The 21,837-nt window shown below is 38.4% G+C and carries 23 protein-coding genes and 2 pseudogenes; 18 read left to right on the top strand and 7 right to left on the bottom strand.

The genetic code is table 11. The features are described from left to right. Positions 1 to 95 precede the first annotated feature (95 nt). The 5 genes from V6669_RS20265 to yaaA (V6669_RS20245) all read left to right on the top strand — a co-directional run bounded on the left by V6669_RS20265 (position 96) and on the right by yaaA (V6669_RS20245) (position 3,986). Positions 96 to 455, top strand: a complete 360-nt coding sequence (locus V6669_RS20265; protein ID WP_338587830.1) for a hypothetical protein — start codon at positions 96 to 98, stop codon at positions 453 to 455. Positions 456 to 1,104: 649 nt separating this feature from the next. Beyond that, entirely contained in the window at positions 1,105 to 1,497 is a 393-nt protein-coding gene (yaaA, locus tag V6669_RS20260) for a peroxide stress protein YaaA (protein ID WP_338587829.1), read from the top strand. Between the two features lie 506 nt (positions 1,498 to 2,003). Continuing rightward, positions 2,004 to 2,162 (top strand): hypothetical protein, encoded by a 159-nt coding sequence (locus tag V6669_RS20255; protein WP_338587828.1) that lies wholly within the window; start codon positions 2,004 to 2,006, stop codon positions 2,160 to 2,162. Continuing rightward, positions 2,140 to 3,018, top strand: a complete 879-nt coding sequence (locus V6669_RS20250) for a prohibitin family protein (RefSeq protein ID WP_082219137.1) — start codon at positions 2,140 to 2,142, stop codon at positions 3,016 to 3,018. Before V6669_RS20255 ends, V6669_RS20250 begins: the two co-directional genes overlap by 23 nt. 215 nt (positions 3,019 to 3,233) lie before the next feature. Beyond that, positions 3,234 to 3,986 (top strand): peroxide stress protein YaaA, encoded by a 753-nt coding sequence (gene yaaA / locus V6669_RS20245; RefSeq protein WP_338587827.1) that lies wholly within the window; start codon positions 3,234 to 3,236, stop codon positions 3,984 to 3,986. 202 nt (positions 3,987 to 4,188) lie between these two features. Here the strand turns inward: yaaA (V6669_RS20245) and V6669_RS20240 are convergent, their stop codons facing one another. The 5 genes from V6669_RS20240 to V6669_RS20220 form a co-directional block, all read right to left on the bottom strand. Further along, the gene (locus tag V6669_RS20240; RefSeq protein ID WP_338587826.1) at positions 4,189 to 4,755 is read right to left on the bottom strand and encodes a DUF4879 domain-containing protein; all 567 of its coding nucleotides are present in this window, start codon (positions 4,753 to 4,755) and stop codon (positions 4,189 to 4,191) included. A 519-nt stretch (positions 4,756 to 5,274) separates the two neighbouring features. Beyond that, the gene (locus tag V6669_RS20235) at positions 5,275 to 5,793 is read right to left on the bottom strand and encodes a GNAT family protein (RefSeq protein ID WP_338587825.1); all 519 of its coding nucleotides are present in this window, start codon (positions 5,791 to 5,793) and stop codon (positions 5,275 to 5,277) included. Between the two features lie 829 nt (positions 5,794 to 6,622). Further along, entirely contained in the window at positions 6,623 to 8,332 is a 1,710-nt protein-coding gene (locus V6669_RS20230) for an AAA family ATPase (protein ID WP_338587824.1), read from the bottom strand. Between the two features lie 253 nt (positions 8,333 to 8,585). Next, on the bottom strand, positions 8,586 to 8,687 hold the full coding sequence (locus tag V6669_RS20225) for a DUF2188 domain-containing protein (RefSeq protein ID WP_338587823.1): 102 nt from the start codon (positions 8,685 to 8,687) through the stop codon (positions 8,586 to 8,588). Continuing rightward, complete coding sequence (locus V6669_RS20220; protein WP_338587822.1) at positions 8,647 to 8,808, bottom strand: DUF2188 domain-containing protein; 162 nt, start codon at positions 8,806 to 8,808, stop codon at positions 8,647 to 8,649. Before V6669_RS20220 ends, V6669_RS20225 begins: the two co-directional genes overlap by 41 nt. 163 nt (positions 8,809 to 8,971) lie before the next feature. On the opposite strand from V6669_RS20220, the gene V6669_RS20215 reads away from it, so the two are divergent. The 12 genes and pseudogenes from V6669_RS20215 to V6669_RS20160 all read left to right on the top strand — a co-directional run bounded on the left by V6669_RS20215 (position 8,972) and on the right by V6669_RS20160 (position 18,867). Beyond that, on the top strand, positions 8,972 to 9,118 hold the full coding sequence (locus tag V6669_RS20215) for a hypothetical protein (protein WP_338587821.1): 147 nt from the start codon (positions 8,972 to 8,974) through the stop codon (positions 9,116 to 9,118). Between the two features lie 21 nt (positions 9,119 to 9,139). Continuing rightward, positions 9,140 to 9,400 (top strand): restriction endonuclease, encoded by a 261-nt coding sequence (locus V6669_RS20210; RefSeq protein WP_338587820.1) that lies wholly within the window; start codon positions 9,140 to 9,142, stop codon positions 9,398 to 9,400. Positions 9,401 to 9,614: 214 nt separating this feature from the next. Next, a pseudogene (locus V6669_RS20205) lies at positions 9,615 to 10,777 on the top strand (IS3 family transposase). Between the two features lie 254 nt (positions 10,778 to 11,031). Continuing rightward, positions 11,032 to 11,295, top strand: coding sequence for a hypothetical protein (locus V6669_RS20200; RefSeq protein WP_338587819.1), 264 nt, complete (start codon positions 11,032 to 11,034; stop codon positions 11,293 to 11,295). Between the two features lie 159 nt (positions 11,296 to 11,454). Next, the gene (locus V6669_RS20195) at positions 11,455 to 12,801 is read left to right on the top strand and encodes a hypothetical protein (RefSeq protein WP_338587818.1); all 1,347 of its coding nucleotides are present in this window, start codon (positions 11,455 to 11,457) and stop codon (positions 12,799 to 12,801) included. A gap of 133 nt (positions 12,802 to 12,934) precedes the next feature. Further along, on the top strand, positions 12,935 to 14,242 hold the full coding sequence (locus V6669_RS20190; RefSeq protein ID WP_338587817.1) for a PIN-like domain-containing protein: 1,308 nt from the start codon (positions 12,935 to 12,937) through the stop codon (positions 14,240 to 14,242). Positions 14,243 to 14,662: 420 nt separating this feature from the next. Next, positions 14,663 to 15,538, top strand: a complete 876-nt coding sequence (locus V6669_RS20185; RefSeq protein ID WP_338587816.1) for a putative phage abortive infection protein — start codon at positions 14,663 to 14,665, stop codon at positions 15,536 to 15,538. Positions 15,539 to 15,676: 138 nt separating this feature from the next. Next, the gene (locus V6669_RS20180; protein ID WP_338587815.1) at positions 15,677 to 15,976 is read left to right on the top strand and encodes a hypothetical protein; all 300 of its coding nucleotides are present in this window, start codon (positions 15,677 to 15,679) and stop codon (positions 15,974 to 15,976) included. Positions 15,977 to 16,048: 72 nt separating this feature from the next. After that, positions 16,049 to 16,693 (top strand): hypothetical protein, encoded by a 645-nt coding sequence (locus V6669_RS20175; protein ID WP_338587814.1) that lies wholly within the window; start codon positions 16,049 to 16,051, stop codon positions 16,691 to 16,693. Positions 16,694 to 16,888: 195 nt separating this feature from the next. Continuing rightward, positions 16,889 to 17,119: a hypothetical protein gene (locus V6669_RS20170; protein ID WP_338587813.1), complete on the top strand. Its 231-nt coding sequence runs from the start codon at positions 16,889 to 16,891 to the stop codon at positions 17,117 to 17,119. Between the two features lie 108 nt (positions 17,120 to 17,227). Continuing rightward, a pseudogene (locus V6669_RS20165) lies at positions 17,228 to 18,378 on the top strand (IS3 family transposase). Between the two features lie 261 nt (positions 18,379 to 18,639). Further along, a complete protein-coding gene (locus V6669_RS20160; protein WP_338587811.1) occupies positions 18,640 to 18,867 on the top strand; it encodes a hypothetical protein in 228 nt (75 codons plus the stop codon). A gap of 768 nt (positions 18,868 to 19,635) precedes the next feature. On the opposite strand, the gene V6669_RS20155 is transcribed toward V6669_RS20160, so the two are convergent. After that, positions 19,636 to 19,854: a helix-turn-helix transcriptional regulator gene (locus V6669_RS20155; protein ID WP_338587809.1), complete on the bottom strand. Its 219-nt coding sequence runs from the start codon at positions 19,852 to 19,854 to the stop codon at positions 19,636 to 19,638. Between the two features lie 113 nt (positions 19,855 to 19,967). Between V6669_RS20155 and V6669_RS20150 the strand changes: the two genes are divergently transcribed. Next, positions 19,968 to 20,237, top strand: coding sequence for a DUF6809 family protein (locus tag V6669_RS20150; RefSeq protein WP_338587807.1), 270 nt, complete (start codon positions 19,968 to 19,970; stop codon positions 20,235 to 20,237). A gap of 138 nt (positions 20,238 to 20,375) precedes the next feature. Here the strand turns inward: V6669_RS20150 and V6669_RS20145 are convergent, their stop codons facing one another. Further along, positions 20,376 to 21,752: a right-handed parallel beta-helix repeat-containing protein gene (locus V6669_RS20145; protein WP_338587806.1), complete on the bottom strand. Its 1,377-nt coding sequence runs from the start codon at positions 21,750 to 21,752 to the stop codon at positions 20,376 to 20,378. Between the last annotated feature and the right edge of the window lie 85 nt (positions 21,753 to 21,837).

The raw sequence follows: 21,837 nt of genomic DNA, 5'->3' as shown, positions 1-21,837 counted from the left end.
AAACATTACCTCCATTTTCCTTAAATGTATTTTTATGCTTTTTTTTTATTGTACACTACTATTTTCCATATTTCAACTATAAAGGAGATTTTCACGTGAAAAAAATGTCATTTATCTTGTTATTACTTCTTTTTTTGTCGATTACTGCTTGCTCGAATGATGTTACCTCTTACCGGGGGGAGAGTAAGAATTGGAGGGTATTGTGTTCGGTTCAAAGTAATAACAGTTCGTCAAGTTATGAATATAGCATAAGATATCTAGGAGATAATCCATCAATAGACAAAGTGAATTACAAATTTATGAGTGAAAATATTAAGGTGAGAGAGGAAGCTCCATTCAATACTGTTATCAAAGGGAAAGCCGAAAATAGGTCATCGTTCTTAAAAGAAGATGAGTTTATAGTTGAAATAGATTGGGATGGAGATACTGAAAAAGTGATAGTTAAAAAACAATAGATACACTTGTTCATAACTGGAATTTGTATAGACTTAATAAGTGAAATATTTCTATATGAAAATTGAACGAGAATGATATATGTAGCCGCACGAGGGATGTATGATGTATGATGTATGATTAGGAGTGAATCCTTTCTGAGAAGAGCTTGATTCTATTATTGGGGAAATAGCGTGACTAGTGGATGAAAGGAAATTTCTAAAGAGATCATTTATTTTAATTACATCAATGGTTATATATTTTTAAAGAGGATATGCAGGAACTTGAAGATGGTTTAAGAACGTATCTAACCGATGAAAAAGGTATGGAGAAACATGATATTATTAGCATCACCGCTTGTCGCAGTAAAATGCCATAGTATCCTGTAGTTGTCAAACTGAAGGACAATCCACAGGAATATGTTTACACCTTCAGGGAAGAGCAATGGGTGCAACTTACTGCTGAACCAAATTCAAAAATCAATTGAATTTCCTGAATTGAAGTTTTCGAGTTGTAATGAACAAGCCAATCCAGTAATGGGCAGGCTTGTTCGTTGTAGTTTTATTGGGAGACGCGCCACAATGCTAATCAATGTATACTGACATTGGTATCATCGAACCAATCCTGTACAATGAATAATGACAAAACAACGGAGATTAAGGATGAATCAACATGATACGAATTATGATTTCACCTGCGAAAAAGATGAAGATCGATACCGATCGTATGGCTTGTGCGCAGACACCTCATTTTATTGACGAGTCAGAACAGCTACTCCGTTTGCTGCAAAAGTTATCCTATGACGAACTCAAAGCGCTGTGGAAGTGCAACGATGCTATTGCTGAACTTAATGCGGAGAGGATTCGGCGTATGAATCTAAAGTACAGGTTAAATTTATTACTTGTGTATTCGGACAAATGGTCGAGGGGAAGGTCATTGAAGAGGCAACCTGGGCCAAGATGGCCAGAGGGCGAAATGGTACGTTATATAGCAGAGCGAGAGCACATATGTTTTCATACAACCAGAGATAAAGTAGCCTACACTGTACAACGATGGGTCTCATAAATATATTGTGAGGAATCTATTGTCACGTTGGATGGAATTTGGACATAAATTGGAGGATTGTAACTCACAAGAAATAAGCTGTGAATATTAATTTATCGTTTTAATTTTTGTTCGTATAAGTAAAGCGTTCGAAGATGCCATCAAATAATTTGATGGCTCTTTTTTGTGTGACAGGAGGGCAGCATCGGCCACACGTACGCCACTTTCTGGATAGGAATAACCAGCTACTGAACGTCGCTCACTCACCATTTTCTTTGCTACTTTACCTCATAGTAATTCCATCTTGGGATGCTCACAAGCGTAAAACAAGCCGGATCACATATCCCTTTTCAATGTAGAAATTCTAGGGCTACAAGAAACGGCGCGGTATATCATTGAAACCGAATCGAATTTATAAAGTATATATAAAGAAAGATATAAATTATTAGTTATAATTTGGATGAACGGAGAAGTAAACTTTAAACAGATGAATATGGAGCCACAGCATTTTAAGAAGGAGGACGGATATGCCATTTATTGGGGGAATCATCTTAATTTTTATCCTAGCATTTATTCTATGGGCATTAATGTTCCCGCTATTCAATAAAATAGGTAGTAGAATTCTGAAGAAATACAATAAATTCAAACAAGAGGAGAATGGTGATGAAAAATTCAAAGACGTTTAGAGTAGGGGCAATTGCGGTTGCATTAGTTATTATAGTGGGAGTGCTAATGGTGACCTTCTTTTTAACACGAATTCCTAATGGATATGTTGGGGTCGTGTATTCACCAAATGGAGGCGTAAAAGATAGCACACTGAGTCAAGGGTGGAAACTCGTTGGAGCGTTTGATAAAGTAACGAAATATCCGATCCGAATTCAAACGGTGGAATACAGAGATATTCAGATTGCTACTTCTGACGGGAAAAACATCACAATTGATTTTGCTTACAACTACCAAGTAGAACCAAGTAAAGTATCTTCTATCTTCAATACATTTGGGCCAATTAGCATTCAAGAAATTGAGGATACATATCTCAAAACACGTTTCCGTGACGCAGCTCGTAAAGGTATTTCCAAGTTTACAGTCATTGATGTGTATGGTGAAAAGTCATCCGAAGCAGGAGTGGACGTGCAACAACGTTTTTCTGATGACGTTAAAGAGTTAGGCTTCATTGTATCAAACGTTACTGTAGGTGTTCCTCAACCTGACGCCAAGACGCAGGAAGCAATCGATAAGCGTGTCGAAGCATCTCAAGAACTGGAACGTAAAACGACTGAACTTGAGATCGCCAAGAAAGAAGCAGATCGCAAGCGCGTGGAAGCGCAAGGTAATGCAGACAAACTATTGATCGAAGCAGAAGGTCAAGCTAAAGCAAACAAAGAGCTGCAACAATCATTATCGAGTCAACTCGTTGAATATGAAACCATCAAGAAATGGGATGGAGCACTTCCATATGTAAGTGGGTCAAATACGCCAATGATCCAATTGCCGACTACAAAAACAGAGCAAAATAGCGGCACGGGGAGCGTATCTCCCTAATTAGTGGTTTGAAATAAACGCCTTGCTTTCTTACCAATTTAATGTGTTGAATTCTAATGAACAAGCCGGTCCAATCATGGGCTGACTTGTTCATTTTGAGTCTTTTCAAAGGTACCATGAGGGATTTAGTTAAGCCTTGGCATTGGATTCGCCTGTCCAATCCTGTACAATGGATAACGACAAAAACAACGGTAGATTAAGGATGGATTAGCACGATGAGAATTATCATATCACCAGCTAAAAAGATGAAGATTGATACCGATCTTATGGCTATCGCGCAGATGCCACAGTTTATAAACGAGTCAGAACAGCTATTGAGTCTGCTTCAAGAGTTATCCTATGACGAACTCAAAGCGATGTGGAAGTGTAACGATGCAATCGCCGAACAGAACGTGGAACGGATTCAGAATATGAATATAAAAGCAAATCTGACACCAGCAATCTATGCCTATGAGGGCATTCAGTATCAGTATATGGCTCCAGGTGTTTTTCAAAATGAGGAACTGGCGTATCTTCAGCAGCATTTACGCATATTATCCGGTTTTTATGGAATGTTACGGCCTTTGGATGGGGTTACACCTTATCGGTTGGAGATGCAGGGCAAGCTGCAAGGTCCAGGCTTCAAATCGCTCTATCAATTCTGGGGTAGCAAACTCGCAGATCAGCTTCAATCAGAAAGCAACTACATCCTAAATCTGGCTTCCAAAGAGTATAGCAAAAATATTTTACCTTTTCTGAGTGAGGAAACCCGGTTCATTACTTGTGTATTCGGACAAATGGTCAATGGGAAGCTTGTTGAAAAGGCAACCTGGGCTAAAATGGCCAGAGGTGAAATGGTACGTTATATGGCAGAGCATAAGATTACAGATGTGGAAGATGTAAGAAACTTTGATCGGTTGAATTTCGCTTTTTCAGAAGAAAGATCCGATGAGAGTACTTATGTATTCATACAAGCAGAGGTACAGTAGCCTGCTGTACAACGGTGGGTTCCTATACAAAGTCGCGTATTTTAATGTCACAATGAGAAAAGACGCAGGGATGTATATCCCTGCGCCTGATCAAGAATCAAATCCGTGTCTAAAGCTGATGAGCCTTTGGGCTTACTTCCCGTATTCCTCATGATAGAACCAGGTTAGCAATTCCTCCAATATTCAGATTACATCCTTCCTGTTAACGAACATTAATCCAAGCGGTCCACTGTGTTGGAATGTTAATGGAATAGACCGTACCTACAAATTGTCCGCCTGTTGTATTAGGGGATTCATAAACCCAAGAATGGGCAAAAGCATCTACGACACGATCACCGTCCAGATCAATAGCTTCAGACCAGTTGTTAGTCATTGTATTGCCGGCGAGTGTGCCGTAGTGACTGCTGTCATAACCGATCTGGAAAGTAATACACTGAATCCAAGCCCCACCATGATCATTGGTCGTGGAGAGCGGATTGTTATTGAAGCCGTAAATTTCTTGACCGCCATTAGGAGATACGACACCGTATACATTAATGTGAGATACTTTCGGAGCAGGCGCAAACAGAACTGGACCACCCGCATTATCAGCCTTCTGCGATTCAAATTCAGCCTTAGCCGCTTTCACAGCTTCACGGAATTCTTTGGAATTAATAATCTCTTCCTTTGTCATAGGTTTGGCTTGTGTCACATCACCGTCTGCATAGGCAGCTACATTAAATGAAAGCATTAGAACAAGAATAAGAGCTAAACTAATCAATTTTCTCATAGCAATAAATTCCACCTTTCTTGTTATGGGGTTTCTTTAACAAAAACATGCGGATACGACAAATAGACCTGCTTGCAGCTTAAAGCCTCTTGCCCTCCTCTCTTTTAAAGATGGTTCTTCCCTTTTTTTCTTTACTGAAAAAGAAATTAAGGAGGTAGAACTCTACAGGCTAGAAAACTCTATGAAGTAGGAATGTATATGTAAAATGAATGCCTGCCAATGATTATGTGTTGCAGACAAAATGTAAAACTCATTTATACGTAGTGATATCTTATTTATGGTAAGACCTGATACCGATCTTGAAAATATAAGATTCCAAAATAAATATTTAAATTGTAATATATTCCATTTATACAAACATATAGTACACCTAATCATTGCCCCAGTCAAGTTTATTCATTAATTCTATTATTTAGCAAAAATAGATCTTAAAAGACAAAAAAAGCCTAACCCCTCAGTATCTTGAACGAGGAATTTGGCTTATGATCTTCAGCTTAAACAGCCGCGTCCGATTGGTGATTAGAATAATGGTTTATTTGTCCATGTATAAGTAATGAATTTTAACATTTGCCCATTCATTTCAAATTCTTTATCACTAGTTTCTATATGCTCGAATCCGTTTTGCTCTAAAACTTTTTGAGATGCTATATTATTGGTGGTTGTTTTTGCCTTAACTTCTTTTATATCTAAATCAACTAACGTATTAAGTAATAATTTTAATGCTTTTTTAGCAACACCTTTTCCAGTGTGGATTTGTCCCACTCTATAGCCGAGAAATCCTATTTTATCGGAATCAATATCAACTAAATTTATTCTTCCAAGAATAGAGTTATTTTCGTCTTTTATTAGATAAAAAAAGGAGAGTCCTTTGACTTGTTCATCAAGTAGAGATTCATTCCTTACTTTAAAAACCTCAGGTATGTAATAATCATCTCCTCGAGACGGTACCATTTCCTCGAAAAAAGTTCTGTTTTCAATTTCGAATTCATACAAGCTTTCAATATCTGTGACTTTTAACTTTTCAATTACTAAATTCATGAATCTTTTCCTCCTATCAACTTTAATGCAAGATACTACGAATCTACTTCTGTAAACTATAATTCGCACCAAATTTCAGTTTGTCCTAAACCCTTTTTTGAATATGTTAAAAATATTGAATCTAATGCAATTAAGTTTTTGTAAAGCAAGTATAACATTCCTATTTTGTTATTCAACATTATGGGCGATTAATGGGTATTCAAAGCCCTAGTACATTTGAGCAATCTTTGGATGAACATCATGGAAACCTAGGCTTGAAGATGTGGGCGTATATTATGGGGCTTTTTGAACACATGAGCAATTATATGAACTATTGATCTGCGGTACTATAATTACTTAATGTTGATACGTTGACTTCTCAATTGACCGCAAGGAAATGGTCAATGACCAGTAAGGGGAAGATACTTCTTGAAAGTAAGAAGGACATGAAAAAACGAGGGCTCAAGTCACCGGATAGAGCTGACGCCTATGTTCTCACCTTTGATGAATATTTGCTGGGAACATCTCAGTCTATAATGCTTCCAACAATAGGCGGTGTGTCAATAAAAAGATAACATGAAATTCAAAATTTTTTTACAAGGGGGAGCGAGTAAATATAATTTTGCTTTCCGATCAGAATCGTAGCTATTGCCGTATTGTCTCATGCGAGGAAACGATCGTATTCTTCCGACGATCCCTCAACGACAGCACTATCCAGCGAAAAATCGATGAAGGTATGGAAAGTGTCGCCAATACTTTGAAGCTAACGGCTTTCTTGAACAAGATGGCGCAGAATCTTTAAAAAAATGAAGGCTGCTGATCAAATAATCAGCAGCCTTCATTGTGTTTTTTATCCTTTTATAAAATCTTGCAACTCATTTTTAAAGAATTCTAATTTATCTGGCGTGTTTTCTAAAACTAGATTAGTTAGTTGTATTCCATGAACAATCTTATTATACGTTAGAGAATGGCTTGCGAACAAGCGTTCCAAAACTTCACTACCAACAACATCTTTTGATACAGTTGTGGAACCCCTAGGGAATAATTTAATGTCATCGGTTTTTGATAGTAATAGTTCGACTTCGCCCATTATTTGCTCTGAATTTGTGGTTCCTGAAAGATCCTGATTGATAATTTCTGAGAGCTCTTCATAGCAGTCTAAAAAGTAGTTCTCATACTCCCGTCGTTCCAAGATAATTATATTTTCTCCGTAACTTTCCTTTAGTTCAGTAATTTTTTCCTCTGTTTTATTATCTGGATCAATAATTATCTTATAAGGTATCGGGCTTTGCGATACTCCACCCAAAACTAGGTCAAGCTTTTCTTTATACTCGCGCATAGCAGTTTTCTTAATGAAATTCTTACCTGTTCCCTTCATATTTAATATTCTGTAGTTGTATCCGATCTGTCTTAAATCGAAATGAGAGAGAATTAACGGAATTACTCGCTCTTCAGTTTCACCTTCCACAAAGATAACTTTGTCAGAAAGAGCATAGTCACTATTGTAAATACCTATGTCCAATAACATTTCTTGTATTTTTTCTAAATGTACGAAGTTACTGTGTCCGCTTGGTTTACTCACATGGAACAAATGTTTTTCTACAGGGTAGTTAATCAGAATAGGGGAATGTGTAGTAAATGTATATTGATGATTTCCATTATCATCATTAACTAAATCATATATAGCTTTTTCAGCCGACGGATGCAAGAACACCTGTGGTTCATCAAATAAAACTAAGCTATTTTTCTTGGTAAATAAGACACATAAAAGCAATAAAACATGAGTAAACCCACTGCCACAATTCGATAAGGGGATAGGGGTCTCATTTCCTTCAAAATATAAGCTTACATATGTATTGTTGTCTCCATTAATTGGTGTACTTATAGAAGCAACATCAGTAAAGATTTGAGTGAAAGTTTTTATGATATTATCATACGTCTTCTCCTGATTGTTATGTAAGGTGTATAGAAAAGCATTAAGATTTGTTCCATCAATATACAAAGAATCTTGTAAAATTGATTTTTCTACTTGTGGAACATATCTTGAACCGCTTATGTAAACTATTTTGCTTTTCAGGAATGAAAATAAATTATTAATGAATATTGGTATTCCATAAAAAAACGTTTCTCCAAACATATTAATAATTGTATATTTTGGTTCTTCATGAGGGACTTTCTCGAGATTATAAAAAATTTTATAGTTACCCTCATTGTATCTCTCTACTTTTTTAAGATGGGAAATATTAACCTGACTGTTATATTCAAATGATAGTCTAACTCGTTCGACATTTTCTATTTTATTGTTGGCTTCAACATTATTGTATAAAATATTTAATTCATCTTTGGATATGTCGACTTCTAAAACGAGGACCATTAAATTAGCATTAATACTGAAAGAAGTGGATAGACCGGCAGTAAGAACTTTATATATTACTTCTATAAAAGCTGTTTTACCTGTATTATTTTTTCCTGCTAACACGTTAATTTTGTTATGTAATTGAACTATGCCTGAATCTTTGATACTTTTGTAATTTTTAATATGAACATTTCGTATTTTCATTTAGATCTCCTTTTAATCTTTCCTATTTGTTATAACGAAATCATTATACTATACAAATTCTCCTTATCATGTAGGAAACTGAATTTAGTTATAGAAATTAACCCGAATGTGAACCCAACCTGACCTTTCATAAGGCTATGTTGAACTCCACATGACCATTTTTCCGTGGGATACATTTAGGAGCATAGAAAAAGGCGCGAATGAAACGCACGGCTTCATAACCCGGCATGCGCGTTTCATTTGCGCCTCTTTTTCAACCTTTTGGCGGGTAAGGATCGTTTCCATGGCTGTCTTTGGATTGAATTTTTCCGTCTTTACCATGAATAATCAGTTCTGTTTTTTGGATTGTTAGCAATTTGTCTGGCTAGATCAACAGCTTCTTTTTTGGTTGTCGTAATTTTGGTTGCTTTACTGTTCCCTTCGCCTGTAACTGCCCAACCATTGTCTCCATTGGGTACCACGTGTTGGTTCGACATTTCACCCCTCCTTTTATAGGACAAAAGTTCGATGAGTCGGCAGGAAAATCCTTCTTTATTGAGAATAACTGTTTGTTATCTTTTAAAATGGAGGGGAAGCTGTGGCGAGAAGAAAAAGTAAGGCGAAGCACAGGAAGAAGAACTGTTTCAAGGATTGGCTGGCATGGCGATGCTGGGAGGTATTGAAGGTACGTATTCTTTAACAGGCTCATGGCAAGCCTCATTGGCCGTTGGATTGCTCGGAGTTGTCGGTGTTATTGTGTTAATGATCAGTATTCAACGCAAACGAGCTGAACGATTGAAGAGGTAAGGCATAGCCGAAATTGATCAGATGGATGGAGTGCAGTTCGAGCACTATCTTGGACAACTATTTCGTTCTCAGGGATACAAGGCAGAAGTTACGAAAGCAGCTGGTGACCTCGTAGCAGAATTGATTATGACTAAAGACGGGAAACGGATTGTACTTCAAGCCAAGCGTTATAAAAAGAATGTAGATTTGAACAACCGGGATGAACTGATAGAAATGCTTCTGATAATGAAAGAGAAATTATCTGCATTTAAGAAAACAGGAAGTGTAAAGACGAGTGCATGATCGAATAAATGGGTAATAAAGAGTGAAAAATGACAGAATTTGGTTTTTTGTTGATGAAGGGCACTCCGGACGCAAGCTTTTAAGACGTAACACCAACATCATACATATCATATTTAAAGTCGTTCCTTCATGGTATTATCCCCTTTTAGTAGACATGAGAAAAAAGACATCTGGTAAGCTGAACTTAATCATGTCAAACGAAGGGGATTTTTTCATGGCTAAAAAAGGACAAACTTTCTGGCGGTACTCCTTGGAATTGAAATTGGAGGAGGCCCGACTGGTCAACGATGAACATATGAGTATACGTGAAGTAGCGACACGTTTAGATATTCAAAACAAATCTCAGGTACAAGTATGGGCAGCAAAAGCGAAACAGGGAATGAGTCTAGAACCTGCTACATCCAAACGGGGACGCCATAGAACAAAGTTTTCCAGTACGGAAGAAGAGATGGCATACTTGCGGGCGGAGATTGAATACTTAAAAAAGCAGTATCCAAATCTACACAAGGAGTGACGAGTAAAGCTACCAGATTTCAAATCATAGAAGACCTGCGAGCACGCCATGGTCTGGTTTGGCTCTTAAAGCTAGCTGCGGTTTCTCGCTCGTGTTATTACAAGTGGAGAAAAAGCAGATCAGCGGCAAAAGAACGTCGATACAAGGAACATGAATTAGAATCGCATTTGCTTGCCATCCATCGCGTACATCCCTACTTTGGTTATCTTCGAATGACGGTAGCTTTACGGAGGGAAGGTCTTAGGGTCAACCACAAAAAGGTGTACCGATTAATGAAACAATTAGGCATCTGTTCTGTCATTCGAAAGAAACGTCGATTCTTTGGAAAACAAGCTTCTGTGGTGAATCCAAATCGGCTTGAGCGCCAGTTTCGGGCGGATACGCCACGAACTAAGCTAGTTACGGACATTACCTATATTCGTGCTGGAGAACATTTTGTGTATCTCTCTGTCATTCAGGATTTATACAATAACGAAATTGTAGCGTGGCTTCTTTCTGAACGAAATGACTTCGCCTTGGTTCATGAAGCGCTGGATAGACTCCGTAAGCACATGGACTTGAGTGGCGTAATCCTGCACTCGGATCAAGGATTTCAATATACCTCGGAGCCCTTTAACCATAAACTGAAACAGCTCGGCATGCTAGGCAGCCACTCCAGACGTGGAAATTGTCTAGACAATGCCTGTATCGAGTCCTTCTTCTCTCATTTGAAGACCGAGAAAATATACTTGAATAAGGCGGCCGACAAAGCAGAGGTTGAACAGCAAGTGAGCAAATACATATTGTTTTACAACCAAAACCGATTCCAGAAAAAACTAAACGACCGTTCCCCGGTAGAATACCGGGAAACGGTCGTAGCTTAAATCCTTGTCTTTTTTTTGTACTGTCTACTTGACAGGGTTATGACCATCATGGATCGGCTTTTTTTCATTGGAGGAATCGTATTGTACAGCAGAAGACGGAAGAAGAAACGCATCCGAGAAAGCAACCGGAGAAATGCAAAGGTTGTGTATGGGGGCGCTTCGACGGGGTCAAGCAGTTTTGCTGTAGACCAAATTGTGTAAAGGAAGTAAAATTATCATCGAAGTAAAGTTGTTAAAGGAAAGGGGTAGAAAATATGACTAATTCAAACAAGCTTGACAATCTCTTAGAGGGAGATAAAGAGATATTTCTCGAAGTATTTTCAAAAGTAAGCCAGGGTACAGCTACCTATCAAGACCTGAGTGAAATAATGAGAATAGCACAACAAAATGCTCGAGTTTTTGACGCTTTTGACTTGGCACTCATTCTTAGAATTGCTGAATTGCATTTCAGGGAACCTGAAAATATTAAGTATGGATACGTCAAAGAAAACTTAAGATCCGCATTCGGGATTATGTGAGATTAAAGCACCTGCGGGTGCTTTTTTATTTGGAGGGGATGACTCTCTATAATATTAATTATTAGAAGTTATCCGAACTCTACTTTACTAAATGAAGTGATTTTTTGTGTCTAATAATTTATAATTAACCCTATGAAAATGAAAGTAGGGTGGAGTTAAGTGGAAATTGTAACAGAATACATGACATATTCAACAAGAGAAATATACCATCGTAAGTCGGCAGAGTATTTTGTAGAGGTTCACAGTTCATTTGTGAATAAGAATTTCAGATCAGCATTGGTGACGCTTTATTCAGTCGTTATGGCAGATTTGGTGTTTAAGCTTCAAGAATCATTCGATATATATGAAGATGAAGGCGCGAAGTCAATCTTGGATGAGATCAGAGAAATGCAAAAAAACAAGCCGACTTCTTCTGAATGGGAGAATACTCTGATTGAAGCTATAATAAAACGAACAAAACTTCTCGATAATCATGAAGGAGAAAATCTAAAACATTTAAGACAACATCGTCATCTATGCGCTCATCCAGTTCTTGATCAAGCTGATGTTTTGTTCTCACCTAATGAAGAAACTGTACTAGCTCATATAAAAAATAATATCGATGGAATATTATCTAAAGGGGCATTGCTAAAAGGTGATATCTTTGTGGATATGGTGACCAGTTTAGAAAATGATAAGAAGTACCTTACGAGTGAGCCGGTTCTCGAAAAATATGTTGTATCTAAATATTTGAAACACCTTTCGCCCGAACTTGAAAAAAAAGTTTTTAAAAGTTTATGGAGAGTCGTTTTTAAAGCGGATGATTACAAATGTGTCGAAAATAGGGACATTAATTATAAAGTCCTTCGAATCATGTTGTATAGAAATGCAGATACTTTGAAATCTCTCATTGCAGAAGAATCTATATATTTTAGTCAAATTAAAGATGACCCAGTGATGACGTCACTTCTTGCTAACCTACTTTTTGAGTTTTCAGATATTTTTGTGAAACTGGAAGCGCATGCTCAAGAACTATTAACTGTACATATCAATGCTGAGGATTCTAAGATTATCAAAGCATTCTATCTCAAAAGAACAGTCGAAGAGCACTATAGTTACTTGAAAAAAAGGTATCATAGAATAGATCAAGAACGTTATGGCGAAAAATACATTGTCAACCGAGTTTTTCAGATAAGTGATATTAATGTGTTGGATGAGGTAGCAAGAGAGACAAATTCATTCAATGATTTCTATTCTTTATTGATCATGCATTATTCTTACAGTCATTCATTTGATATGGCTGCACATAATTTTGATCGTTGTATAGCGCCTTATCTGGATAAATTCAATGAAGAGTTGATGTTGGAACTTATAGATGGTTTCGATAATAATGATCAAGTTCATGCTTCAATCAGAAGGTATGTAACTCACGAGTTTAAACTGATAAAAAATCAGGCTGATGTTGTTTTAGGTGAAGAATTTGATTACAAACCGTACCCTAATTTCAAGTCTTATATTGAAGAATAATAACTAGCCGTCCATTCTGGGCGGTTTTTTAGGTTTTCTGAAGTTTATTGATTTTATTACCTCTAAAGGAAGATGAAATATATTGTCGAAATAATTATTAATGACAAGCATTCTAATGTAAAGGAATTTGACTATGAAAAAAATTTTCCCAGGTTACTATCCGCTAAATCATGATGAACTTATTGACTTATGGAATGAATGTATATTTGTGCTTGACACAAATACTATTCTTAATCTTCTCAGATACCCCAAAGAATCAAGGGATTTAATGCTTAAAATACTTGAAAACATTAAAGGAAGAATTTGGATTCCTCATCACGTTGCTTTAGAATATCATCGTAACTTCAATTTGGTACTATATGAACAAAAGAAAGAATACGAGAATCTTGAAGTTGGTTTTATAGATAAACTCCAAAGATTAATTACTGAGCTCAATAATTTAAAACATTCTAACATAAACACCAATGATATGGTACAAACGCTTGAGGAAAGTCGAGAAAAAATCAAAACAGAATTATCGAATCAAAAAGAAGAACAGCCAGATTTGTTGGAGATCAGAGATAAAATAACTGAATTAATAGGATTCAATATTGGTCGGGAGTTTTCTCAAGAGGAACTTGATAATATTTATTTAGAAGGAGCTAAAAGATACAAGAATAAAATTCCGCCTGGTTTTATGGATAGTAAAAAGAGTTCTGAGTACTTTCATAATGGTTTGAATTATCAAGCGGAATATGGAGATCTTATTTTTTGGAAACAACTTTTAGATTATGCAAAGACTGAAGAAGTTAAATCAGTCATTCTAGTCAGTGATGATAAAAAAGAAGACTGGATATATGAAGTTAAAGGTGAAAAAAAAGGGCCGCACCCTGAATTGATCCATGAATTTAATCGTATAAGTGGTGGAAAGCTTTTTTATTTCTATAGCTCTGTTCAATTTGTAAATCAAGCTGAGAAGTTTTTGGGTGTTGGAAACAACAATATTTCTAACGGAGTTATACAAGAGATGGAGTTTGTCAATAAGCATATCTTTAACGAACAAATAAATGTAAAAGTTGATTCAGAATTGTTTGAAGAGTGGAAAAGGCAGAAAAGATATTCAAAATATATTAGAGATCATATAGAGCAAAATGTTTCTGTTGATAAAGAAAATCTGTTCCATTATAACATTTTCATGTCAATAGAAGAGGGTACTCAACATAAAGCCAATCTCATATCTAAAGTCAGTTCAGTAGTTATTGAACTTTTACAAGAGTACTATGATGCTGATATTGAAATCATGGATAGCAAATTAGAGGAAGATATAATTACGCTATTTATTCGAAGCTCACGGCTGATGCGAAATTTGGATGACATGCCCAAGTTGATAAACAAAGAACTAGTGGGATTAAATTTTAATGTTATTCGGATTGTCCCTTTTAACCGCATTTGGGGCGATTAGTGGAATGAAAAGTCATTTAATTAAATGACTTTTTTACTTTTGTGGATAGATGTCATACGGAACTTGAAACCAGACGTGGGTCAACTATGGAAATTACCTAAGTGTAGGAAGGAGGTAGGCGGAAAATCATCGCTCTGATCTGAAGGGTCTTTATGGGTCCTTCTTGGGCCAGGGGGGTACGGAATGACCCCGATATGTGACTACTTTTGATTTGAAAAGATCACTGTGCATACAAACAGCGATTTGAGTTTGAATCTCAGCGAGGGCAATGACGGTGCTTTCTCTATATCCTTTTTTGAAGCCATTCCAAAGCGGGGCTTCTTTTCTGTTGGATGTAGTATCAAGGACTCTATGGTCAGGTTGAGCTTGTTTATATATAATTTTCCATGGAGTTATTACTTGTTAAGGAGAATTGTACATATGACAAGCAAAATTAAAGATTTTTACGGCAAACACATTGTAGAAAACTTAGAATCATCAGGATCAAAAGATGGAAAAGACAAGAAGAAAGGTTTTGTGGTTTGGAAACTACGTTCTATCCTTTTAGCTTTCTTATTGATTTGGGGTCTATCCGCTGTACTGATTTATCTGTTTTTTGACAGCTGGGGCGATAGAGGAACTTTTGGAGATATGTTTGGGGCTATTAACGCTCTGTTTTCTGCCTTTGCGTTTGGAGGTCTTGTCTATACTCTATATGTTCAACGCTACGAACTCAGCTTACAGAGGAAAGAACTAGCCTTACAACGTAAAGAAGTATCAAGAAACGCTGATCAGCTTGAAGAACAAAAAAATGTGATGATACAGCAAAGCTTTGAGAACACATTATTTAAAATGATTGAGCTTCATCACAATATTATCGATTCATTAAGAGGTAGTAATGATAGAACAGGCAGAACAATGTTAGGATATATCCGAATTGTGTTAAGAGAAATGGTATTCAATTCGAATCATGAAAATGAGTTGAGAAAAAAAGTGCAAGAATTCATGGAAGGAGAAGTTCTAGGGAAAAGTATTAATCATTATCTAAAAAATTTTCACTGCATCCTTTTATTGATTGATAAGCACTGTTCAAACACAAAGGAAAAAGTGAAGGATTCTGACTATGCGACTATAGCTCTCTCGCAACTATCAGATGACGAAAGATATATAATATTCTATGCACTGGGGTATAGAGAAGAAACAAGACTTTTACTCGAGAAGTTTATTGATTTACAGGAACTTAACCAGGAGTCTAAACACCATTTAAACTTCATGCGGAGACCCACAATTGGTGATAGGGGTAAAGGTGACGAGTAGTTTCGTCGCCTTTTTTTCTTTTTTATAAAGAACTACCGGAGAAATTTGACTCTATTATTTAGATATCGGAAATATGAAAGCAGGTGATGTAGATCAATTAATCCCAATCAATTGTAAATATGAAGGGATGGAATGGAGATGCCTACATATGAGGTAGATGATCTTATTAGGGCGACGGGAACAGTTACTCGCCGGATCAAGATTGTAGATACCGCCAATGCTAAGGATGGGACAATTGACATCCTTGTTGAGGAGAGAATGAAGCCTATTGGACTGAATTGGACGGTTGACATCTCCATTGATTGGAAGCTCGCGTTTCGTAGCAATCAAAGAACCACCTGTACTCTTGTTTCGAAGATGCAACGAGGGGAATGCAAAGGTGTATGGGGCAGATGGGATGGAGTGAAGCAGTTCTGTAGTAGACCAGGTTTCTACTAAGAAATAAATTATAGTCGCATATTGTATCATTTTGGAAATCCAGTTATTATTGTTCGGGGGAGTTGATAAAACGTGAACAATAAAAGCAAAGTTCAGAATCCACTTACAATAATAGCAATCTTTGCGGGTATTGCAGAATTGGCCGGTACAACGGTCTTATTAGGTCTTCCTATAGAAATTCAAAGTGTTTTTGTGTGGTTTGTTATGTTGTTTCCTATTGGACTGGTAGCAGCATTTTTTATGGTATTGCTGTTTAAACACAACGTTTTATATGCACCGAGTGATTTTGTAGACGAAAGTAATTTTATGAATTTACTTCAAAATAAAAAGGTTCAACATGAGCTTATCGAAGTTGTAGATTTGCTAGAACAGATTAAAGAAAGTAACACAGCAAATGAACAACTCAAAAAAACTCTTAGTGAGGCTATGCTTAAACTTGAAAATGCAAAACAGAATAATGAGCAAAATTTTGACTCTTATAACAAGTTCATGACATATGAAAATAATGATATTACTTTTTCGGGGTCTCGTTCGGCGAAGATTAGCCATAGAATAACTGAAATAGTTAAAAGCGCTGGTAAAAAAGGCATACCTAAAATGCAGTTGGCAGAAAAACTTGGTAGAAGTTTTAGTGTCGTGTCTATTTATGCTGGTAAATTAATAGAAATGGAAATTATAAGACTAGAAGATGGTATTTACTACTATAATAACAATTGAGTGCTGCACCCATTTGCGTCCTTTTTCTTTTGCTCTCATATGACGGAATGTAAGCCGTTTTAAGCTTGTTTATATGAGAACAGAACAGCGTTTGAGCATATGATGGTCACCCAAACGTGGAAATGAACTCAAGACAAATCCCGCTTTGTTTAACTTCCAAAAATTGAGTAAGATGTTTTGGAGAGGAGGGATAAAATGAATGTGAACATGGATACTTTGTATTTAAATCATGAAGATTTTGAAGAAATTGAAAGAATTAAATTACAGAATCCTGGTACAGATTATTTGTATGCTTTGAATTCGCGAGCTATTGCAACAATAGGCAGTAATGTAACAAGATTTAAACGTCTTGAAACCTATGATGCACTTAAAGAACGCCACAGCAAACTGATCCGAATTTTGGAAGAAGTTTTGAGGAATCAATAAACAATAGCAGAACACAAGGACGTGGTATTATCCCCTCAAGGTAGACAGTGAAAAAAGAGGTCATGTTAAAATGAACTCAACACTGAAAAACCGGAGGGGATTTTTGCTATGCCAGCAAAAAAAGGTCAAACCTTTAATCAATATAGTGAAGAAACGAAGAAAGAGGCTGTTCGTCTGCGAATAGAAGAAGGTTGGACATACAGTCCGATCATGGAGAAGTTTGGTATTAAGAGTGAGAGCCAGATTATTACTTGGGTACGGAAAAGCCAAAATGGAGAGAGTTTTGAGGATTACCGAGGACGTTGGACGAAGAAGCATTTTAGCAGTGCAGAAGAAGAAAATGCTTATCTGAAAGCGCAGGTAGAATATCTAAAAAAGCTCAATCCGAATCTGCACGGAGAGGGAAGCTGGATTTCGAAGCCCGGTGCCAGTCCATTCAAGAAATAAGCAAGTGGGCACCTGTGGTGTGGTTGTGTAAAATTGCTGAAATTTCTCGTGCAGGTTACTACAAATGGAAGAAGAATGTCGTCCTCCGAGAGAAACGAGCAGATCGGGATGCGGATCTAAAAGCACATATTTTAGGCATTCACCGGCTTCGTCCTTATTTCGGCTACAAACGTATGAGAACCGCGTTAGGAAAGGAAGGCCTCGTGGTGAATCACAAAAAGGTACGCCGCTTAATGAGAGAACTTCAGATTCGTTCCGTGATTCGTAAGAAACGTCCGTTTGCTGGCCGGAAACCGTCAGTTCTGTTCCGTAATGTTTTAAATCGAGAATTCTCGGCAGCAGCTCCTGTGCAGAAGCTCGTGACGGATATTACGTATGTCCGGATTGGACATGATTTTGCTTATCTATCGGTTGTGATGGATCTGTACAACAACGAAATTGTAGCTTGGGAACTCTCTGAGCGAAATGACTTAAAACTCGTTATGGACACAGTGAAGAAACTGAAATGTGGACCTACCTTGCTCCATTCGGACCAAGGGTTTCAGTATACAACACAGAGTTATGCCAAATTGCTTGAAGAGAAGAAGCTGACAGGAAGCCATTCTCGGCGTGGAAACTGCTATGACAATGCTTGTATTGAGTCGTTCTTCTCCCATTTGAAGACGGAGAAGTTGTATTTGGAGAAGCCTCAAAATCTAGAACAAGCAAGAATCCAAATTGTGGATTATATTTCGTTTTACAACAAGGAACGTTTCCAAAACAAACTCGGCGACCTCTCCCCAATTGAATTCCGGGAAAAAGTCGCCGCTTGATGATTTTCCTTTTTTTGATTGTCTACTTGACGGGGCTATGACCAACGAGCCATAGTGCTGGTCCTTTTTTTGCGCTTAACATCGGTGAAGAAGTAAATTTCAGAATCTTGCGGATCAACAACAACTAAATGCCTACATAGACCGATAGTTAGGATGGATAAGAGCAGGCGTCTCACAGTGGCGCGATGTACACACATGTCATTCATGAGTTGGGGCGTCATTAACCCGTTCTTATTACACTAAGAAACTGGGGTGATTTTATTGTTTAAACGAGAAGTATCAAACTTCATGGTTATCGACCATGACAAAAAAATGTTCAATGTGATTGAGTCCGCACATGGACATGCTGGATGGCAGGAAAGAATTCAGGAACGACAGCAGAGCGGTAGGAATATTCAGGGCTACCCTTCTGCAAAGCATGCAGACGTGCTCAAGAAAGAGTATCATGAGCAGTTCGGTTACACGTATACGAGGGATTCAGTACTGTGAATGACTGTTCAATTTGATTGATGGGGGTTGGTGAAGAATGTATGAGAACTCTGAGTAAATCCGTAGTACCAGGATAGTAAGTCGATGATAATATAAATCCATAGAAGTATGAACTTTAGAAGGTAAGGAAACTTTTCCTGCCTTCTATTTTCATGTCTGGAGGTGAAATATTGAAATGGTATCATAAAGCCATATATTCATTTGTGAATGCTGTTCTTCCTGTATCGGTAAAACGGCAGATGATGAGCATTGGCAGGACAACTGTCCCAATCAACTCGAATCCGTTGGGGATTTTAACTGGCTACCTAAAAACTTCAGCAGGCTCATAATATCGACCTAACTAAGTTTTTAAGTTACAACGCTACACTGCAGAGGAATTACTTGAGCTACTAATATCGGTTCATCCGGACGTATCTTATGCCCTGTACACATACTTACATTTGGGAGACGCTGATTTAACTTTTACAGCTAAAAGTCAAATAAGAATGCGGATAACAACATACAAAGGGTGTTTACTTACACCGTGGGCAGTATGTGAAAAACCCAAGAAGGAATGCGAAAGAAGAGTGGTTCGGTAATTAGAAAAAGATTGACACTCCAACGTTTATTTACGAACGAACGCCCAATGCTTCCAGTGCGGCAAGTTGTGTTCTTTTATCTTTAGGTACTAGCGGATTTGAAAGCGGTGGTCTATAACAAATGGCGCACCGTCTCGGACTATGCCTTCATGTATACACTTAGCCTAAAGCTTGTAAAATTTAAAGTGTATCAATTCAAAGGATAAGGCTTCCGTACATCCGTCCGATTCAAGAGATAATCTGTACTGGTCTGATGATAATCAGCCAATTTTATCAATATAGCTGTTGGAATATCCAACTCGCCTCGTTCATAGTTGCTATAAACACGTTGACTACAGCCAAGATAGGTGGCCATTTGTGTTTGGGATAAGTCTTTGTCTTCACGCAAATTTCGTATACGAGCATACATGTTCATCACCTCACCAACATCATACTTTAGCGTGCTATCCGCTATTGATTTTTAGCGGAAAATCCGCTAAAGTATAGTGAGAATAGTTGGTAAAAAGACTAGGTGGGGATAACATGTCAAACCTGATCGAGGATTTGTTTCACGGAAACCTGCGGTTGGATGAGTCGATTCATCCTGAACAAACTGAGTATCAGGAGATCAATCGCCAGATATCGGACCTGATGCAGGATTACAAAACACAGCTTACGGGGAACGAATACGATGCCTTGGAACAACTGATCGACTTGATCGGACAGTCCACATCCATGTATGTGGAAGCGGCGTTTGAGCAAGGTTTTCGCACAGGTGGCAGACTGATGATTGAGGTTTTAGCCAAGCCGTGAGTATTTATCTATCTACCTAATAAGCCAGCAGACAATACAAAGCAATTCAAAAATCCCCTTCTCCATTACCACCGATCAGGCTGGAATGGGAGAGGGGATTTTGCTATTAAATCATTCTTTTATTATATTACCTACCACTTACCGTGCTCCAATATTCTTACCCGCTGGCGTACCCGAACCAATCAAATCACTGCCACCCGCAAGCTTGAGGAAATTGCCCAGGACAGGTGTTCCGTCTGCGCTACGCGTTACAGAAGGCACGAGGGAGACAAAGTCGGCTGCGCTAGCGAGCAGGCCTTTGGCGTTCTCGCTTTTTTTGTTTTTCCACCAGACGTTAGTGCTGCTGACGTCGGTTCCGCTTGTTTTGTCACTGGCGCCGCCTTGGAAGGACAGGTTGTTGGTGAAGATGTGGGTGCCTACATCAAAGGCAAAGTTGCTTTGCCCATTGTTCCAGGAGGTGTTATTTTTCATCTGAATCGAACCGGGATTGCTATTGTAGGTGAAGCCGTGCTTTTTATTATTAAACGCAATGCTGTTCTCGACGATATGATTCACTGCAATCTTCTCACCGCCCAGCTTGAAGCCGTTGCCATCACTGTTGGAGGTAGAAGTACCGTCTGCGGTTGCCCCGTTCGCGTAGGCGATGCTGTTGCGGATCGTAACCGCGCCGATGGCGCCTGTGTCCGTTTTGCTATACAGATCCCAGCCATCGTCCACGTTATAGGCCGCAATACAACCATCGAAGACATTGCCTGGACCAACGGTCAGTTTGGCCGCAAAACCGTCTGCATCCTCGCCGTCATCTGGGTCATAGTTGTTGTGGGAGTAAGAACGAATCACTTCATTATATGCAGGCCATTCACTCTTGGCGGCTGTGGAAGCATAACGTCCCATTTGAATACCCGTATCCCGGTTGTGATGAGCTTCGATCTGCTCCAGACGGTTGTAACTGCCTCCGATGAAGATGCCGTTGTCGCCCGCACCCTTCACCTCAAGCCCTTTGACGAACCAGTAGTTCCCGAACATTTGCAGTCCACGATTGGTGGAAGCGAAGGTTTGGGCTGAGAAATCAAAGACCGGTTTTTCCGATCCATACGCCACCAGGTTTTTACGTTGGCTCGATGTGCCGCTGTTGCCACGTTCAATGGTAATGGTCTGGGAGAAGTTATAGGTACCGCCGCGTAGATAGATCGTTTTGCCTGGTGCGATCTGGGTCAATGCGTTAGCCAGTGACGTTGGACTGTTCAGTGTTCCCGGATTGCTGGCTGAGCCGCCAGGAGACACATACAGATCACCAGCAGCAAGTGCGATATTCGAAGTCGCCACCGATTCAGAGGGATTTTGCAAGCTGCTCTCGATCAGTTCCTCAGCACCGGCCGATCCACCACCAATTAATAATAGAGGGAACGCGGCACTCAGACAGATCTGGGCCATTTTGGATTTGAGGGAGCGTTCCTTCAGAGAACGTGCAGATCGTGCAGATACATGAGTGGATGTGGATGGGAATAATTTCATTACGCAAACCTCCTTGGTTAATTGGGAAAGTAATCTCTAGGACACAGCTTTATGGTAAATGTTGTAAGCGTTATCATCAATAATC

It is taken from the genome of Paenibacillus sp. Y5S-9, assembly GCF_036894235.1.
Lineage (GTDB): Bacteria > Bacillota > Bacilli > Paenibacillales > Paenibacillaceae > Paenibacillus.
The sequence above is the reverse complement of the archived record's forward strand: the minus strand, read 5'-3'. Positions and strand labels throughout refer to the sequence as shown.

Bases quoted from the DNA above. Each gene is read 5' to 3' on its own strand.
- V6669_RS20220 (WP_338587822.1), bottom strand. From the start codon at position 8,808: ATGTCGAACCAACACGTGGTACCCAATGGAGACAATGGTTGGGCAGTT.
- V6669_RS20180 (WP_338587815.1), top strand. From the start codon at position 15,677: ATGCCTACATATGAGGTAGATGATCTTATTAGGGCGACGGGAACAGTT.
- yaaA (WP_338587829.1), top strand. From the start codon at position 1,105: ATGATACGAATTATGATTTCACCTGCGAAAAAGATGAAGATCGATACC.
- V6669_RS20230 (WP_338587824.1), bottom strand. From the start codon at position 8,332: ATGAAAATACGAAATGTTCATATTAAAAATTACAAAAGTATCAAAGAT.
- V6669_RS20190 (WP_338587817.1), top strand. From the start codon at position 12,935: ATGAAAAAAATTTTCCCAGGTTACTATCCGCTAAATCATGATGAACTT.
- V6669_RS20150 (WP_338587807.1), top strand. From the start codon at position 19,968: ATGTCAAACCTGATCGAGGATTTGTTTCACGGAAACCTGCGGTTGGAT.
- V6669_RS20185 (WP_338587816.1), top strand. From the start codon at position 14,663: ATGACAAGCAAAATTAAAGATTTTTACGGCAAACACATTGTAGAAAAC.
- V6669_RS20210 (WP_338587820.1), top strand. From the start codon at position 9,140: ATGGATGGAGTGCAGTTCGAGCACTATCTTGGACAACTATTTCGTTCT.
- V6669_RS20145 (WP_338587806.1), bottom strand. From the start codon at position 21,752: ATGAAATTATTCCCATCCACATCCACTCATGTATCTGCACGATCTGCA.
- V6669_RS20215 (WP_338587821.1), top strand. From the start codon at position 8,972: ATGGCGATGCTGGGAGGTATTGAAGGTACGTATTCTTTAACAGGCTCA.
- V6669_RS20200 (WP_338587819.1), top strand. From the start codon at position 11,032: ATGACTAATTCAAACAAGCTTGACAATCTCTTAGAGGGAGATAAAGAG.
- yaaA (WP_338587827.1), top strand. From the start codon at position 3,234: ATGAGAATTATCATATCACCAGCTAAAAAGATGAAGATTGATACCGAT.
- V6669_RS20170 (WP_338587813.1), top strand. From the start codon at position 16,889: ATGAATGTGAACATGGATACTTTGTATTTAAATCATGAAGATTTTGAA.
- V6669_RS20235 (WP_338587825.1), bottom strand. From the start codon at position 5,793: ATGAATTTAGTAATTGAAAAGTTAAAAGTCACAGATATTGAAAGCTTG.
- V6669_RS20155 (WP_338587809.1), bottom strand. From the start codon at position 19,854: ATGTATGCTCGTATACGAAATTTGCGTGAAGACAAAGACTTATCCCAA.
- V6669_RS20240 (WP_338587826.1), bottom strand. From the start codon at position 4,755: ATGAGAAAATTGATTAGTTTAGCTCTTATTCTTGTTCTAATGCTTTCA.
- V6669_RS20250 (WP_082219137.1), top strand. From the start codon at position 2,140: ATGAAAAATTCAAAGACGTTTAGAGTAGGGGCAATTGCGGTTGCATTA.
- V6669_RS20255 (WP_338587828.1), top strand. From the start codon at position 2,004: ATGCCATTTATTGGGGGAATCATCTTAATTTTTATCCTAGCATTTATT.